Here is a 15,813-nt window from a genome sequence, read left to right as displayed (position 1 = left end):
GGGTGTCGTGCTGTGGGACGTCGTGCGGTTCGCGCGAGGGTCAGCCGCGCGGCAAGAGGCCGTACTCGCGCGAGTGGCCGGTGTCGAGGTCGGTGATCCGCAGGCCGACGATGCCCGAGGGGTGCACCGTGTAGACCTCCTCCACCTCGGGGCCCTCCTCGCGGCGCCGCACGGGCCGGCCCAGGAGGGTCTCGCCGTCGAGGTGCTGCAGGGCGGGGTCGAAGGGGAAGAGCACATCGGCGTAGGGCACCAGGTCGCCGCGCGGCTCCCCCGCCGCGTCGACGGCACCGTGCTCGACCACCCGGAACCAACCGAGGTCGTGCGCGGCCCGGTAGCGACGGGTCACCGTCCGCACCCCGCTCTCGGGTAGGGTCGCGTCGCGGGTCAGGATCGGGTCGAAGGCGACGCCGCCTCCCGCCTCCCGTTCCCGGAAGACGCCGAGGCCGCGGGAGAGCCGGTCGGTGAGGGTCACGCCCGCGTCCGGGTCGGCCGCGATCGCGAGTCCGATCGCCGTGGACGCCGCGGGATAGGGCGAGCGGTGCACGCGGCGTCCGAAGCGCTCGCGCAGCATCCGCGGCACGAGCGGCAGGGCGGTCGCGCCGCCGACGAGGTGGATCCCGGCGATGGCGGAGTCGCGGTCCAGGGCGCCGACGAGAGGGGCGATCTCCTCGATGGTCAGGTCGACCAGCGGGGAGGCGGCCGCGTACAGGTCCTCGACGGGGATCAGGGCCGGCTGGTCGGAGACCGCCTCGGGGCGCTCGACGAGGATCCGGCGGGTCTGCGGGGTGATCCGCTCCTTCGCGCCGCGCGCCTCCTCGAGCAGCGCGGCCCGCGGGGCGGTATCGAGATCCTCGAGGGAGGTCCCGGTGCCGCGCAGGGCGAGCTCGGCGAGGAGCGCGTCGACGTCGTCCCCGCCGAGTCGGGCGATGCCGACGCTGTCGAGCACCTCGTGGCGCGTGCCGTCGGTCTCCAGCAGGGACGCGTCGAAGGTGCCGCCGCCGAGGTCGTAGACGGCGATGCGGGTGCGGCGGGAGGTGAGGGAGCGCGCCTGGCGGTGGGAGAACTCGAAGCCCGCCGCGGAGGGCTCGTTGAGCAGGCACAGCACCTCGAAGCCGGCCCGCCGGAAGGCCTCGAGGGTCATCACGCGCTGGGCGGAGTGGGCGTGGGCGGGGACCGAGATCGCGGCCGGCACGGGGCTGTCGCCGCGCCCGATGACCTCCGCGGGCAGCGCCGCGCGCACCGCGGCGAGGAAGCCGGTGAGCAGGTCCAGCAGCGGCAGCTCCCGAGAGCCGATCCGCACCATCATGCCCGGATGTGCCTCTGGGTCGGCGAGCAGGCGCTTGAAGGACCGGAGGTGCGGGGCGCCATCCTGCGCGGCCCGCACCGCGGCATGACCGTGGACCAGCCGGTCCCCGTCGAGGGCGATGTCGGAGGGCACGTGGTCCTGGGGATCCCCGTCGGGGTCCGGGACGGTCAGGACGGGATAGTTGCCGCGGTCGCCGCCCGCGACGATGGTTCGCGTGGTGCCCAGATCGATGCCGATGCGCATGTCCTGACGCTAACCCGGGGCGGCGGTCCGGACCACCGCGTGTCCAGGGGTGGAGGCGGCTCCGGGGCGGGACGCAGAAGGCCGCGGCACCCCTGGAGGATGCCGCGGCCTCGGCCTGCGGTGGAGCTAGGGGGATTCGAACCCCCGACCTTCTCATTGCGAACGAGACGCGCTACCAACTGCGCCATAGCCCCATGTCGTCAAGCGACCAGAGCAGGTTAGCACTGCGGGGAGGATGCTCGCACACCAGGTCAGCCGCCGTTGACGAGGATCACATGGGCGTCGGGGTGGACCCGGCGGCGCGCGCCTCGCGGGCCGCCTGCAGCTCGTCCATCAGGCGGTCGAGCACCTCGATCCGCTCCGGGCCGGTGCAGGCGGCGTAGGCCGGCTGGTGGTGCGCCGGACGGCGCGGATCGCCGAGCGCCGGCCAGGTGCGCAGCGAGCCGCCGGCCCGCTCGAGGAGGTGGAAGCCCGCCGCCACGTCCCAGGCGTTGATCGAGCCGAGTCCCGTCCCATCCGCCCAGCCGGCGGCGACGTAGGCGAGCTCGATCGCGGCGGATCCGAGATGGCGCACGGCGGAGACCCCCAGGTGCAGATCGCTCGCGGCGCGGGCGGCGACCTCCGGCTCCTCGGAGATGATCCGCTGGCTGGGGTAGCCGGTGACCAGCAGGGCGTCCGCGGCCGGCTTCGTGGAGCGGGGGGCGATCTCGCGCCCATTGAGGAACGCGGGCCCGTCGGCGGCCGTGAAGACCTGGTGCAGGATCGGCACGTCGATGACGCCCGCCACGAGGCGCTCGTCCTCGCCGGTGCCGATCGCCACCCCGATGGAGACGCAGAACAGCGGCAGGCCGGCCGCGAAGTTGCTGGTGCCGTCGATCGGGTCGACGTAGAAGGAGACCTGGTCCGGGCCCGCTTCCTCGGCGCGACGCTCCCCGCCCTCCTCCCCCACGATCCGGCAGTCGGGCAGGGCGGCCCGCAGGGAAGCGACGATGATCTCCTCGCTGCGACGGTCGTGGACGGTGACGATGTCGTGGCTCGAGGTCTTGTACTCGCGGTCGAGCGCGTCGCGGTCCAGCGAGCGGAGGTACTCGGCCGCCTCGTGGGCGGCGGCGACCGCGATGCGGAGCAGCTCGTCGGCGGAGGGCGTGGGGGCGGAGGCAGGCTGGATGCTCATCGCGTCCAGCCTACGGCGGGGCGCTCAGGCCGCGGGTGCGACGCCCAGCAGGTGGCGCAGGTACGGGGTGAGCAGCAGACCTTCGGGATCCACGGCCGCCCGCACGGCCCGGAAGTCCTCGAAGCGCGGGTACAGCGCCGCCAGCTCCCGTGCGCCGAGCCAGTGCCGCTTGCCCCAGTGGGGCCGGGCCGCGAAAGGGGCGAGGGTGCGCTGGACCAGCAGCAGGTAGGGGCCGGGGTCCTCGCGGTGGTAGCGGTGCGCGGCGAGGTACACGGTGTCGCGTCCCGAGGCGGTGGAGAGCCAGACGTCATCGGCGGCGGCCCGGCGGATCTCGAGCGGGAAGGTGACGCGCACCCGCTCCTCCTCGAGCCGGCGCCGCAGCGCCGTGAAGGCTTCCTCGAAGCGCTCGGCAGGGATCGCCCACTCCGACTCGTGGAAGCGCACGCGGCGCGGGGCGGCGAAGACGGCCGCGGAGTCGTCGGTCACGGCCGAGCCCGCGAACACGCGGGAAGCGACCTCTGCGACCGGCCGGCTCGCGGCGGGCACCGCGGAGGCGGCCCGGCACAGCAGCTCCCAGGCGCCGTTACTGAGCACCTCCCGCTGCAGCAGCTCCGCGGCACGGCCCGGACGGCGGACGGGGGTGTCCGCGGGGACGCGCACGGCGGTGCGCACGGTCGCCCGCGAGGTGCGCGGGAACCAGAAGAACTCGTGGTGGTCCTCCTCCCGGGAGCGGGCCGCGAACGCCCGGACGGTGCCGTCGAGGTCCTCGGTGCTCTCGGTGAGCACGAGCCGGAATCGCGGCACGCATGCGAGCGTCACCTCGAGCACGACCCCGATGACCCCGAGGCCCAGCCGCGCCGCCTCGAAGAGGTCAGGATCCTCGGCGGGCGAGGTCTCCACGATGCTGCCGTCGGGCAGGGCGAGGCGCAGGCCGCGCACCATGCCGGCGAATCCGGTGAAGGCCGCTCCCGTGCCATGGGTGCCGGTCTGGATCGCGCCGGCGATCGACTGCCGGTCGATGTCCCCCATCACCTCGAGCGCCAGACCGTGCGGCGCGAGCAGGTCCGCGATCTCCCACAGACGAGTGCCGCCGCGGAGGGTGACGAGACCACTGGCCCGGTCCGCGCGGACCAGTCCCTGGTAGTGGTCCAGGCTCATCGCCGCGCCGTCGGTCGCGGCGAGGGGACTGAAGGAATGACCGCCTCCCACCACCCGCAGCGGCCGGCCGGCTGCCCGGGCGGCCGCGATCCCGGCGAGCACCTCCGCCTCGCTGCGCGGGGTGAGGATCTGCTGCGGGGACCAGCGGTGGCCTCCGCTCCAGGTGCGGGTGGGGACGGCGGGTCGACGGGTCATGCGGGGCTCCTTCGCACCGGGATGACGGCGGTCGTGAGGTCAGAGGAACAGGGCGCCCTCGCCCCGGTAGGTCGGGACCGCGCCGACGAGGGCGGGCTCGGGGTCGCCGGCGACGAGGAGATAGGTCAGGGCGTGCTCTGCCGGTTCGCCGGCCTTGGCGTGCCGCAGCCAGACAGTGTCCCCCACCCGGAGTCGATCGGCCGCGGGGCCGAGGACGGGGGTCTGCACCTCCCCCGCCGCCTCCTGCGGGGCGTAGCGGAGACCGGGCGGATGCGCGATCGTGGGCAGTCGGTCCGGGCCCGGCGGGCCGCTCGCCACCCAGCCTCCGCCGAGCACGGTGGCGACCCCGGGCGCGGGCCGACGCACCACCGAGACGCCGAGGTGCAGCGCCGGTCGTGGGGAGAAGTCCCGGAAGCCGTCGAAGAGACCCGGGCCGATGAGACCAGACCCCGCGGCGACCTCGGTGACCGCGCTCTCTGCGGCCGTGGACTCGAGGGAGCCGGTGCCGCCGCCGTTGACGAACTCGAGCTCCGCCACCTCGCGCACGGCCGCGACGGCCGCCGCGCGGCGGCGGGCGACATCCGGACGGGAGAGCCGCTTCATGGCCCGCACCGCGGCGCCGTACGGTGTGGCGGCCGCGTCGGCGACCCCGGCGATCTGCCCCTCGTAGGCCATCATCCCCACCAGCTGCAGGGCCGGCCGGGCCTGGATCTCGCGCGCCAGCGCGGCGGCCTGGGCCGGAGTGCGGACCGGGGAGCGGTGCGCGCCGACGCGGACTCCGGGCAGCGGCGCGTAGGAGACGTCGACCTCGAGCGCGACCCGCAGCGGCGGACGGTCGCGGCCGGGGCGGAGATCCGCGGTCGCCGCGAGGATCAGGTCCACCTGAGCGGACTCGTCGACCATGAGCGTGATGACGCGCAGCGCGTCGGGCCGCGCGGACAGGCGGCGCAGCGCTCCCGCCTCGGCGGTGGGATAGGCGACGACCACGTCGCGGGCTCCGTGGTCCACCAGCCAGAGCGCCTCCGGCAGGGTGTAGGCGAGCACGCCTCGGGTCGCGGGATGGGCGAGCGCCCGCTCGAGCAGGGCGCGGACGCGCAGGGACTTCGAGGCGATGCGGATCGGGCGCCCGCTCGCCCGGCGGGCGAGGACCTCGAGGTTCGCGTCGAAGGCGTCGAGGTCGAGCACCGCGATCGGGCGCTCCCGGTATCCCTCGGCGTCGAGGAGCGCCGCGATCGCCGCGATCCCCGGGCGGGTGGTCATCTCAGGCGCGGCGGCGGGCGAGGACCTCGTCGAGGCCCAGGTCGAGGGCCGGCGGTGCGGCGGCCTCATCGGCCGCCTCGATCGCCTCGACGCCGTCCCGCTCGAGCGGCACCGCGGTGGCGCGCAGGGACTCGCGGTGGGCGGCGTGGCGCGTCGCGAGGTCGTCGACCTCCCCGCGCAGGGCATAGGTGGGCAGCGGCACGGGGCGCGGGATCCACTCGCCCGGCGCGGCGACCTGCTCCGCGGCCCGGGCGGAGGTGGTCTCGAGGGGAGCGCGACGCACCGGCGCCTCGGACTCCTCGCCGGACACCCGGGCGACGGTCGCGGCAGGCTCGACAGGCCCAGCGCCCGGCGCCGACGCGTGGGTTCCCGGAGCCGGCGCATGTCCCGCGCCCCGGGCCGCGGCACGGCGAGCGGTCTCCTGCTCGGCCCGCTCCTGGCGCGCGAGGGTCGCCGCCCGGGTGGCCCGGGCGCGGCGCTGGACCTCGGCACGGCGCAGACCCGCCAGGTAGACCAGCAGGGCACCACCGGAGATCAGCGGCACCCACCAGCTCACGGGGCCGATCACCGCGGCCACGACGAGCGCCGCGGTGCCGAGCGCGAGAGCCACGAGCAGCACGCGCATGAGGCGGCGGGAGCGCTGCCGCTCCTCGGAGAGGTCGATGCGGACCCCGGGGTCCGCGTCGAACCGGGGCCGACGGGTGGGATCGGCGGGGCGCAGGAGCAGGCGGTCCTGGGGCATGGGGGCGGTCACCTCACGGCTGGGCGAGCGGCGGGCGTGGACGGCCTCGGACAGATCCCGGGCCTCCGAGGACATCTCGGCGATCTCCTGGGCGCGGGCGCGCCCCATCACCTCGCGCCGGCCGGCGGTGCGAGGGAGGGCGTACGCCACCCACAGCAGCAGCAGCAGAGCGAACAGCACGGCTCCGAGGTTGATGGTCTCCACGAGCCCAGGGTAATGACACCGATGTGATTTCCCTGGTCACGTCGCGGGCGTGTCGGCACCGAACTCCGTCCGCAATCGCGCGAGCACCCCGCGGCCCTCCGCGTCGGTCACGACCTCCTCCGCGGTGAGGGCGAAGACGAGATGGTCCCGCCAGGCTCCGTCGACGAAGATCGCCCCGCGGCGCAGTCCCTCGGGCCGCAGGTGCAGCTTCTCGACCACTCGGAGGCTGGGGGCGTTCTCCGGGCGTACCGTGACCTCCACCCGGTGCATCCCCATCTCGGCGAAGAGATGGTCGATGACGAGCGCCGCGGCCCGGGGGACGAGACCCGCCCCGGCCTGCTCGCGGTCGATCCAGTACCCCAGCACCGCGGTGCGCAGCGCGCCGTACTGCAGCGGACCTGCGGTGATCTGTCCGGCCAGGCGGCCGTCGACCTCGAGGGCGAAGGGAAGGTACGCGCCGCGCCGCGCCTGCTGCTCGTTCCAGCGGCGCAGCACGGGAAAGGGCAGGGTGCTGCGCGGACGATCGGGGTCGGCGGCGTCCCAGGGGCGCAGCCAGTCGCGGTTGCGCTCGCGGAGACGCTCGAAGGCGCCCCGGTCCCGGCGACGCAACGGCCGCAGCACCAGTTCCCCGTCCCGCAGCGTCAGCGGCCATACGTGCACCATCGCGCCATCGTACGGCGGGGCGGACCCCCTGCCCCGACGACGCGCATGTGCGACCCTGCAGGCATGGACGAGGCGACCGGTCAGGAGCTCCCGGAGACTGCGCACGACGACGGAGACGTCAGGGGGAACGTCGGCGGGGACGACGCCGTGCACCGCGGCGGCGCCGCGCGCGACGCGCTCCCCGCACAGAAGCAGGAGCTGCGGATCCGACTGCGAGCCGAGCGACGCGCCCGCTACAGCGGGACGGAGGGCGCTGCGCGTCGGGCTGCGGAGGCCACGGCGCTGCGCACGGCGGGCGACCCCCTGATCGAACGCAGCCGTGAGCGGCCGACGGGCGCGCCCCTGCGGGTCGCCGCCTTCCACCCCACCCCCACCGAGGCCGATGTTCTGCCGCTGGTCCGCGCGCTCGCCGAGCACGGCGCCGAGCTGCTCTTCCCCGCTGCGGCCGGCGAGGAGCTGGACTGGATCCGCTGGGACGGGCGGTCAGACTTCGTCCCCTCCCCCGGCCGCGGCTTCGGCCGCGAGCCCGACGGTGAACGGCTCGGCCCCGAGGCCGTGGAGAGCGTCGACCTGGTCCTCGCCCCGGCCCTCGCCGTGGACCTCTCGGGCACCCGGATCGGTCACGGCGGCGGGTACTACGACCGAGCGCTGAGCCGCCTGCCCGTCACCACCGAGGTGCTCGTCGTCGTGCATCCCCACGAGGTGCTCCCCGCCGGAGCGCTGCCCCGCGGGCCCCGGGACGTGCCGGTGGCCACAGCTCTCACGGCCGAGGGGAGCGTCTGCCTCACCACACCGTGAGGACCACGCCTCCGTGCGCGCCGTAGACTGCCTCCGGTCGCTCCGCTCGCGACCCCAGAGAGAACGCCCCGGAGGAACCTCGCGTGCCCACCTACGTCTACGCCTGCAAGAACTGCGGTCACCGCTTCGAGCAGTACCAGAGCTTCAGCGAGGACTCGCTCGTGACCTGCCCCGAGTGCACGCAGGACGCGCTGCGCAAGGTGTTCGACTCCGTGGGCATCGTCTTCAAGGGCCCGGGCTTCTACTCCACCGACTCCTCCACGAGCGGGAAGAGCACCGTCGGCAGCTCCTCCGAGTCGAGCAGCACGGACACCTCCTCCGCGACGAACTCCTCGAGCACCTCCAGCGATTCGAGCACGTCGTCGTCGGCCTCGAGCTCCTCGAGCTCGAGCCAGGCCGCCGCGTCCTGACCGGACCGTTCCTCCCCAGAGCCCGCTGATCCACAGCGGGCGGATCCACCCTGCCCCGAGCCCGAGCGCGCCCTAGCGTCGGGGCATGCTCTCGCGACTTCTCGCCCGCCTCCCCCACTGGCACCGCGCACTCCGTCGGCGTCGCCGTCTGCTGACGGTGCTGTGCCTCGCCCTCGCCGGGGCACTGCTGCTGCCCGCCCTGGTCCCGGTGTCCCACCGGGGCGTCGAGGTGCTGGTCCTGCACCGGGATGCCGCGGCAGGTGAGCAGCTGCAGCGGGAGGATCTCCGCACCGAGCGGCTCGCCGTCGAGCTGGTGCCGGCCGGTGCCCTCGCCTCCGTGGACGAGCTTGCCGGCCGCGAGACCCTGATCCCCCTCTCGGCGGGCACCCCGCTGCTGGAGGGGATGCTCGAGGACCGAACCGACTCTACGATCGTCCCCGAGGGCTCGGCACTGCTCGCCGTGCCGGCCCCCGCGGTCCTCACCCCACATCTGCGAGCCGGCGCACGGCTCGAGCTGCAGACCGCGAGCGCCCTCGATCCCGCGCCGCGGGGCGTGCCGGCGACCGTCCTGGAGGCGCCGAGCGAGGCGGTGGGGATGGAGGCCGTGACGAGAAGCACCTCGGCGGGAGCCGTGCAGGTGCTCGTGGTCCTCGACCGACGAGACACGGCCCGCGTGGCCAGCGCAGTCGCCGAGGGAAGCATCAGCGTCTCAGTCATCGGATAAAGTTCCCACGGGTCGCGAAAGCACCTCTCCCGAACCCCCGAACCAGTAAGGAAACCCGCCATGAAGGGCTTCAAGGACTTCGTCATGCAGGGCAACGTCATCGACCTCGCGGTCGGTGTCGTGATCGGTGGAGCGTTCACCGCCCTGGTCACCGCCTTCGTCGACAACCTCATCAACCCCGTCGTCGCCGCGGCGGGCGGTGCCGACTCCGTCGGCGGCTTCGGCGTCCACATCTTCGAGAACAACGAGGCGACCTTCGTCAACTTCGGCGCCGTCATCTCCGCGATCATCACCTTCCTGATCACCGCGGCCGTCGTCTACTTCGTCTTCGTCATGCCGATGACCAAGGCCCGCGAGGTCGCCAACCGCAAGAGGAACGTGGACGAGGAGGTCGAGGCAGCCCCCGAGGACGTCGTCCTGCTCTCCGAGATCCGCGACCTGCTCAAGGCGCAGAACCCGCAGGTCTGATCCACCCCGATCAGCACCCACCCCGACGGGGCGGCACCGCACGGTGCCGCCCCGTCGTTGTGTCTCCCGGCGCGTCCCAGGCCCCGCCATGGGGTACGGTCCCGAGGTGCCCCGTTCCCCCGCCGCTCCCGCCGTCGATCCGGCCGCGCCTGCTGCGCTCACCGCCGGGTCGGTGGAGGCGGTCATCTCCTGGTTCGCGGAGCAGGCCCGAGATCTTCCCTGGCGCTCCCCCGAGGCCTCGCCCTGGGCGATCCTCGTCTCCGAGATCATGCTGCAGCAGACCCCGGTAGTGCGGGTCCTGCCACGCTGGCTCGAGTGGATGGAGCGGTGGCCGCATCCGGCCGACCTCGCCGATGCGCCGACCGCCGAGGTGCTGCGCGCCTGGGACCGCCTCGGCTACCCGCGCCGCGCACTGCGGCTGCAGGAGTGCGCCCGGGCGATCGTCCGCGAGCACGGCGGGGTCGTGCCCCGCGGCGAGCAGGCGCTGCGCGCGCTGCCCGGGATCGGCGAGTACACCGCGGCCGCCGTCACCGCCTTCGCCCATCACGACCGTGCCGTGGTCGTCGACACCAACATCCGCCGGGTCCTGGCGCGAGCCGCGACCGGGCGCGCCCTGCCCGCCCCCAGCTACTCGGCCGCGGAGCGACGTCTCGCGACCGCGGTGCTCCCCGAAGCCCGGGAGCAGTCGGTCGCCTGGAACCAGGCCGTGATGGAGCTCGGCGCCCTCGTGTGCACCGCCCGCGCCCCGCGCTGCGCGCAGTGCCCCCTCGCCGACGGCCGCTGCGCCTGGGTCGCCGCCGGACGTCCTGCGGCCCCGGAGGGTGAGGCGCGGCCCCGCCAGGCCTTCGCCGGCACCGACCGGGAGATGCGCGGGAAGATCATGGCCGCGCTGCGGGGTGCGAGCCAGGTGGAGAGCGCCGACCTCGACCGCCTAGACCCGGCGGATCCCGCACGGGTCGCCCGGTGCCGGGACTCCCTCGTCGCCGACGGTCTCGCGGTGCGGGAGGGCTCGGCGCTGCGCCTGCCATGAGGGGTCCCGGCGCTGGGACTGGGCTCAGGCCGAGGTCGGCTCGAGGTGCCGGATCATGCGGGTGTTGCCGAGGGTGTTGGGCTTGACCCGGGCCAGGTCGAGGAACTCGGCGATGCCCTCGTCGAGGGAGCGCAACAGCTGGCTGTAGACCTCGGGGTCGACCGCCTCGGCCATCACCTCGAAGCCGTGGCGGGCGAAGAACTCGACCTCGAAGGTGAGGCAGAAGACCCGCTGCAGGCCCAGCTCCCGGGCGCGCTCGAGGAGATGGTCGAGCAGCCTGTGCCCCAGCCCGGTGCCGCGCTGGTCCTCGTGGACGGCGAGGGTGCGGACCTCCCCGAGGTCCTCCCACATCACGTGCAGCGCCCCGCAGCCGAGGATCCGCCCGGTCTCCTCGTCGACGGCGACGAGGAACTCCTGGACCGCCTCGTAGTACGAGACCAGGTCCTTGCCCAGCAGGATCCCCGCGGTCGCCATCGGCTCGACGAGCGCGTCGATGCCGCGGACGTCGGCGGGACGGGCGGGACGGACCACAATGCTCATGCGGTGGGCTCCTCGCGGGAACGGACGGGCTCTGCGGGCGACCCGGCGGCGGGCGCCCGCTCTGCGGCGGCGAGCTGCTCCGCGGCAGCGGAATGCTCCGCGCGGGCGGGGTGCTCCGCGGTGGTGGACTGCTCCGCAGGCTTCTCGTCTGCGGCGGCCTCCGCGTCGGCGGCGCCGGCGGACCGACCGGCAGAAGCGCGCCGGGTGGCGCGGCGGTCCAGGACCCGGTGCAGGGCGTTGATCAGGCGTTCGACCACGAGGGCCATGACCACCGCGGCGACCAGCGCGACCGAGATCGCCAACAGGTGGTTGTCCTCGAACCAGGCTCCGGCCACAGCGCCGATCGCGCAGGAGTACACCGCCCACACGAAGGTGGACAGCAGCGAGCGCGGCCAGAAGCGGTGGTGCGGATAGTGCACAGCGCCCGCGACGAGGTTCACGGCGGTACGGCCGAAGGGGATGTAGCGGGCGGTCATCAGGAAGACCAGGGCGCGCTTCTCGAGCCCGCGCTCGGCGGCCTCGACGGCTGCCCGGCCCTTGCCCTCCCGCAGGAACCGGAACCGCTCGGCCCCGATCTTGCGCCCCAGGAGGTAGCCGAGGTTGTCACCGGTCCAGGCCCCGGCCCAGGCGGCGATCCCGATCAGGAGGATCGATGGCTGGCCCGAGCTCGACCACAGCGAGGAGAGGGTGACGATGGTCGACTCGCTGGGGACCGTGGGGAAGAACCCGTCGAGAGCGGCGAAGAGGTAGACGACGCCGTGGATCCACCAGGCGTCGGCCACCTGCAGGATCCAGTCCTCGACCTGACCGGTCAGGGACAGCACCCACTCGACGAATCCGCCCATGCGACTCCTCCGTCCGCGAGATCTGGCTCCCCCGCATCGACGGGACAGCGGCGGCTGGGACGAGGAGCCGGTCCCCGCTCCATCATGGGGCGGGGGCCGGCTCCTCCGGGGTCAGGAGGCGCTGGCCTCCGCCGGATCGGACTCCTCCGAGCCCGAGGCGTCCGGCAGGGAGACCTCGTCGGCCCGGGCCTGCGTCATCTGCTCGAGATCGACGGTGTCGGAGATCGCCGCGAGGCGGCCCTCGCCGTCGCGGCGCGCGAAGGTGAGCTCGCCCAGCAGACCCTCGCCCTCGGCGTCCACGACGATCGTGTCGCCCACGTGGACCTGCCCGAAGAGGATCTTCTCGGAGAGCGTGTCCTCGATGTCGCGCTGGATCGTGCGCCGCAGCGGACGGGCACCGAGGACGGGGTCGTACCCCTTTTCCGCGAGGAGCTTCTTGGCGCCGTCGGTCAGCTCGATCGCCATGTCCTTCTCCGCGAGACGCGTCTCGAGCTTCCCGATCATCAGGTCGACGATCTGGACGATCTCGGGCTGCGACAGCTGCGGGAAGACCACCACGTCGTCGACGCGGTTGAGGAACTCGGGCTTGAAGTGCTGCTTGAGCTCCTCATGGACCTTCGACTTCATCCGCTCGTAGTCGGTGGAGAGGTCGCCGCCGGCGGTGAAGCCCATCGACACGCCCTTGGCGATGTCCCGGGTGCCGAGGTTGGTGGTCATGATGATCACGGTGTTCTTGAAGTCGACCGTGCGACCCTGCGAGTCGGTGAGGCGGCCGTCCTCAAGAATCTGCAGCAGCGAGTTGAAGATGTCCACATGGGCCTTCTCCACCTCGTCGAAGAGCACCACGGAGAACGGCTTGCGGCGCACCTTCTCGGTGAGCTGGCCGCCCTCGTCGTACCCGACGTAGCCGGGGGGCGAGCCGAACAGGCGCGAGGCGGTGTGCTTCTCACCGAACTCGGACATGTCCAGCTGGATGAGGGACTCCTCGTCACCGAAGAGGAACTCGGCGAGCGCCTTGGCGAGCTCTGTCTTGCCGACGCCCGTGGGCCCCGCGAAGATGAACGAGCCGCCGGGGCGCTTGGGGTCCTTGAGCCCGGCACGGGTGCGGCGGATCGCCTGCGAGAGCGCCTTGATGGCCTCGTCCTGGCCGATGACCCGCTTGTGCAGCTCGTCCTCCATGTGGAGCAGTCGCGAGGACTCCTCCTCGGTGAGCTTCACGATCGGGATGCCGGTCGCGGCGGCGAGCACCTCGGCGATGGTCTCCTCGGAGACGGTCGTGACCGCATCGGACTCGCCGTGCCGCCAGGCCTTCTCCTTCTCGTCCCGCTCGGTCTTGAGCTTCTGCTCCTCGTCGCGGAGGCTCGCGGCGAGCTCGAAGTCCTGCCCGTCGATCGCCTCCTCCTTCTTCTTCCGCGTCTCCTCGATGCGAGTGTCGAAGGCCTTGAGCTCCGGCGGGGCGGTGAGGCGACGGATCCGCAGGCGGGCGCCGGCCTCGTCGATCAGGTCGATCGCCTTGTCCGGCAGGAAGCGGTCGTTGACGTAGCGGTCGGCGAGGTTCGCGGCGGCGACGAGGGCGCTGTCGGTGATGGTCACCTTGTGGTGCGCCTCGTAGCGGTCGCGCAGGCCCTTGAGGATCTCGACGGTGTGGGACACCGAGGGCTCGCCCACCTGGATCGGCTGGAAGCGGCGCTCGAGGGCGGCATCCTTCTCGATGTGCTTGCGGTACTCCTCGAGGGTGGTCGCCCCGATGGTCTGCAGCTCGCCACGGGCGAGCATCGGCTTGAGGATGCTGGCGGCGTCGATCGCGCCCTCGGCGGCACCGGCTCCGACGAGGGTGTGGATCTCGTCGATGAACAGGATGATGTCGCCGCGGGTACGGATCTCCTTGAGCACCTTCTTCAGGCGCTCCTCGAAGTCGCCGCGGTACCGGGAACCGGCGACCAGGGAGCCGAGGTCGAGGGTGTAGAGCTGCTTGTCCTTGAGGGTCTCGGGGACGTCGCCGGCCACGATCGACTGGGCCAGGCCCTCGACCACGGCGCTCTTGCCCACGCCGGGCTCGCCGATCAGCACCGGGTTGTTCTTGGTGCGGCGGCTGAGCACCTGCATGACGCGCTCCGCCTCGGCCTCGCGGCCGATGACCGGGTCGAGCTTGCCCTCGCGGGCGGCCTGGGTGAGGTTGCGACCGAACTGGTCGAGTACGAGGGAGCCCGCGGGCTGACCCTCGGCGGGGCCGCCGGCGGTCGCCGGCTCCTTGCCCTGGTAGCCCGAGAGGCGCTCGATGACCTCCTGGCGCACGGCCGACGGCTCGGCCTTGAGGCGCGAGAGCACCTTGACCGCGGTGCCCTCGCCCTCGCGCAGCAGGCCGAGCAGGATGTGCTCGGTGCCGATGTAGTTGTGGCCCAGCTGCAGCGCCTCGCGCAGGCTCAGCTCGAGCACCTTCTTGGCGCGCGGGGTGAACGGGATGTGGCCCGAGGGGGTCTGGTTGCCCTCGCCGATGATGTCCCGGACCTGCTCGCGCACGGCGTCGAGCGTGACCCCGAGGGCCTCGAGCGCCTTCGCGCCCACACCCTCGTTCTCGTGGATCAGGCCCAACAGGATGTGCTCGGTGCCGATGTAGTTGTGGTTCAGCAGCCGTGCCTCGTCCTGAGCCAGGACGACGACGCGGCGGGCGCGATCGGTGAAGCGTTCGAACATGGTCCTCCCCCGTCCGGTGGTGGTGATGGATCGAGAGTACGCGCGATCCCCGGGGATTCCCCGTCTGTTCGCCGCGGGCGTGACGGCCGGTGACACGGGCGCGCATCGGCCGTTCTCCCACCCCGGGACGGGCCCCGGCCGTACGATGCCGGAGACCGCCCCCGCGGTCATCGCAGCACCCCTTCCCCGCCCCCCACCGCTAGGAGCACACCATGGGCGCCATCGTCGGCGGCATCATCCTGTTCGTCCTCGGAGCCATCGCGCGCTTCGCCCTCGAGTTCGACCTCCCCGGACTCGACTCCGGCACGCTCGGCACGATCCTCATGGTCGCCGGCGCGATCCTCTTCGTCGTGGGCCTCCTGCTCGCGCTGAAGTCGCGCCGCACCGTGGTGAGCACGCAGTCCTCACCGAACGGTTCGGTCTCCGAGCGTCGGGATCCTCCCGTCGTCTGAGCCGGAACGCTCGGCCCGAGCACACCCTCTCGACCAGCCACGACGGCCCGTGTCCTCCCGGACACGGGCCGTCGTGCTCGACTAGGCTCGTCGGACAGTGCCCGGCAGCGCAGCGCGCGCCTCGAGCACACCCAGCAGCACCCCAGGGAGGACGGCGCGGATGGCCACGACGCATGCGGTGACGGATCGGGCGATCGACGCCATCAAGCAGATGATCCTCGTGGGCGAGCTCGGCCCCGGACATCGGCTCCCGCCCGAGAAGGAGCTCGCGGAGCGCGTGGGGGTCAGCCGGAACTCCCTGCGCGAGGCGGTCAAGGCGCTCTCCGTGATCCGGGTGCTGGACGTCCGGCAGGGCGACGGCACCTATGTCACCTCGCTCGCCCCCGAGCTGCTGGTCGAGTCCCTCGCCTTCATGCTGGACCTCCACCAGGGCTCGGCCGAGGGGCAGATCCTCGAGGTGCGCCGACTGCTGGAGCCGGTCGCGGTGGAGCAGGCCTGCGCGCACCTGGGCGACGAGGACTTCGCCGATCTCGAACAGCTGATGGTGGACATCTCCGAGCACTCCTCGGTCGAGGAGCTGGTCGAGGCCGATCTCGCCTTCCACCAGCGGATCATCTCCCACTGCCCCAACGCATACCTCTCCTCGATGCTCGAGGGACTCGCCTCGGCGACCGCCCGCGCGCGGGTCTGGCGCGGGCTGACCGAGGACTCGGCGGTGGAGAGCACCCTCGCCGAGCACCGTCGCATCCTCGATGCGCTGCGGGCGGGCCGGGCGGATCTGGCCCGGGTCCACACGGCGGCGCACATCGCCGCGGTGGAGTCCTGGATCCAGCGGGGCGCCGACGCCGGCTGACCGCGGGGCACGCGGGCATCGCAGACGCGTGCGCCGCCCCTCCGGCGCCCCCTG

16 protein-coding genes and 1 tRNA gene are annotated in these 15,813 nt (G+C 73.2%); 7 read left to right on the top strand and 10 right to left on the bottom strand.

From position 1 onward, the window contains the following. Positions 1-40: 40 nt before the first annotated feature. The 7 genes from V1260_RS01515 to V1260_RS01485 form a co-directional block, all read right to left on the bottom strand. Positions 41-1,549: an Hsp70 family protein gene (locus V1260_RS01515; protein ID WP_329745028.1), complete on the bottom strand. Its 1,509-nt coding sequence runs from the start codon at positions 1,547-1,549 to the stop codon at positions 41-43. Between the two features lie 121 nt (positions 1,550-1,670). Continuing rightward, a tRNA-Ala gene (locus V1260_RS01510) sits at positions 1,671-1,743 on the bottom strand. A 77-nt stretch (positions 1,744-1,820) separates the two neighbouring features. After that, complete coding sequence (locus tag V1260_RS01505; protein ID WP_329745027.1) at positions 1,821-2,723, bottom strand: inositol monophosphatase family protein; 903 nt, start codon at positions 2,721-2,723, stop codon at positions 1,821-1,823. A gap of 24 nt (positions 2,724-2,747) precedes the next feature. Continuing rightward, positions 2,748-4,076: a D-arabinono-1,4-lactone oxidase gene (locus V1260_RS01500; protein WP_329745026.1), complete on the bottom strand. Its 1,329-nt coding sequence runs from the start codon at positions 4,074-4,076 to the stop codon at positions 2,748-2,750. Positions 4,077-4,115: 39 nt separating this feature from the next. Further along, positions 4,116-5,336 (bottom strand): alanine racemase, encoded by a 1,221-nt coding sequence (locus V1260_RS01495; protein ID WP_329745025.1) that lies wholly within the window; start codon positions 5,334-5,336, stop codon positions 4,116-4,118. A 1-nt stretch (position 5,337) separates the two neighbouring features. Continuing rightward, positions 5,338-6,282: a hypothetical protein gene (locus V1260_RS01490; protein ID WP_329745024.1), complete on the bottom strand. Its 945-nt coding sequence runs from the start codon at positions 6,280-6,282 to the stop codon at positions 5,338-5,340. A 36-nt stretch (positions 6,283-6,318) separates the two neighbouring features. Further along, entirely contained in the window at positions 6,319-6,945 is a 627-nt protein-coding gene (locus tag V1260_RS01485) for a GNAT family N-acetyltransferase (RefSeq protein ID WP_329745023.1), read from the bottom strand. A gap of 63 nt (positions 6,946-7,008) precedes the next feature. Between V1260_RS01485 and V1260_RS01480 the strand changes: the two genes are divergently transcribed. The 5 genes from V1260_RS01480 to V1260_RS01460 all read left to right on the top strand — a co-directional run bounded on the left by V1260_RS01480 (position 7,009) and on the right by V1260_RS01460 (position 10,375). Beyond that, positions 7,009-7,743 (top strand): 5-formyltetrahydrofolate cyclo-ligase, encoded by a 735-nt coding sequence (locus tag V1260_RS01480; protein WP_329745022.1) that lies wholly within the window; start codon positions 7,009-7,011, stop codon positions 7,741-7,743. Between the two features lie 83 nt (positions 7,744-7,826). Continuing rightward, positions 7,827-8,153, top strand: a complete 327-nt coding sequence (locus tag V1260_RS01475; protein ID WP_329745021.1) for an FmdB family zinc ribbon protein — start codon at positions 7,827-7,829, stop codon at positions 8,151-8,153. Positions 8,154-8,238: 85 nt separating this feature from the next. Further along, a complete protein-coding gene (locus V1260_RS01470; protein ID WP_329745020.1) occupies positions 8,239-8,877 on the top strand; it encodes an SAF domain-containing protein in 639 nt (212 codons plus the stop codon). Between the two features lie 60 nt (positions 8,878-8,937). Beyond that, positions 8,938-9,345 carry a large conductance mechanosensitive channel protein MscL gene (mscL, locus tag V1260_RS01465; protein ID WP_329745019.1) on the top strand — a complete coding sequence of 136 codons (408 nt, stop codon included), beginning with the start codon at positions 8,938-8,940 and terminating at the stop codon, positions 9,343-9,345. An 88-nt stretch (positions 9,346-9,433) separates the two neighbouring features. Further along, a complete protein-coding gene (locus V1260_RS01460; protein ID WP_442878103.1) occupies positions 9,434-10,375 on the top strand; it encodes an A/G-specific adenine glycosylase in 942 nt (313 codons plus the stop codon). A gap of 24 nt (positions 10,376-10,399) precedes the next feature. On the opposite strand, the gene V1260_RS01455 is transcribed toward V1260_RS01460, so the two are convergent. From V1260_RS01455 to V1260_RS01445, 3 genes are all read right to left on the bottom strand, one after another. Further along, positions 10,400-10,915 carry an amino-acid N-acetyltransferase gene (locus V1260_RS01455; protein WP_329745017.1) on the bottom strand — a complete coding sequence of 172 codons (516 nt, stop codon included), beginning with the start codon at positions 10,913-10,915 and terminating at the stop codon, positions 10,400-10,402. Further along, the gene (locus tag V1260_RS01450; protein WP_329745016.1) at positions 10,912-11,760 is read right to left on the bottom strand and encodes a DedA family protein; all 849 of its coding nucleotides are present in this window, start codon (positions 11,758-11,760) and stop codon (positions 10,912-10,914) included. Before V1260_RS01450 ends, V1260_RS01455 begins: the two co-directional genes overlap by 4 nt. Before the next feature lie 111 nt (positions 11,761-11,871). Beyond that, positions 11,872-14,454, bottom strand: coding sequence for an ATP-dependent Clp protease ATP-binding subunit (locus V1260_RS01445; protein WP_329745015.1), 2,583 nt, complete (start codon positions 14,452-14,454; stop codon positions 11,872-11,874). Between the two features lie 212 nt (positions 14,455-14,666). Here V1260_RS01445 and V1260_RS01440 point away from each other — a divergent pair, with 212 nt between their 5' ends. Both V1260_RS01440 and V1260_RS01435 read left to right on the top strand, forming a co-directional pair. Continuing rightward, complete coding sequence (locus tag V1260_RS01440) at positions 14,667-14,906, top strand: DUF6458 family protein (protein WP_329745014.1); 240 nt, start codon at positions 14,667-14,669, stop codon at positions 14,904-14,906. 160 nt (positions 14,907-15,066) lie between these two features. After that, positions 15,067-15,759: a FadR/GntR family transcriptional regulator gene (locus V1260_RS01435; RefSeq protein ID WP_329745013.1), complete on the top strand. Its 693-nt coding sequence runs from the start codon at positions 15,067-15,069 to the stop codon at positions 15,757-15,759. The last annotated feature ends 54 nt before the right edge of the window (positions 15,760-15,813 follow it).

The organism is Brachybacterium sp. J144 (assembly GCF_036321705.1).
GTDB lineage: Bacteria > Actinomycetota > Actinomycetes > Actinomycetales > Dermabacteraceae > Brachybacterium.
This window is presented reverse-complemented; position numbering and strand designations above follow the sequence as displayed.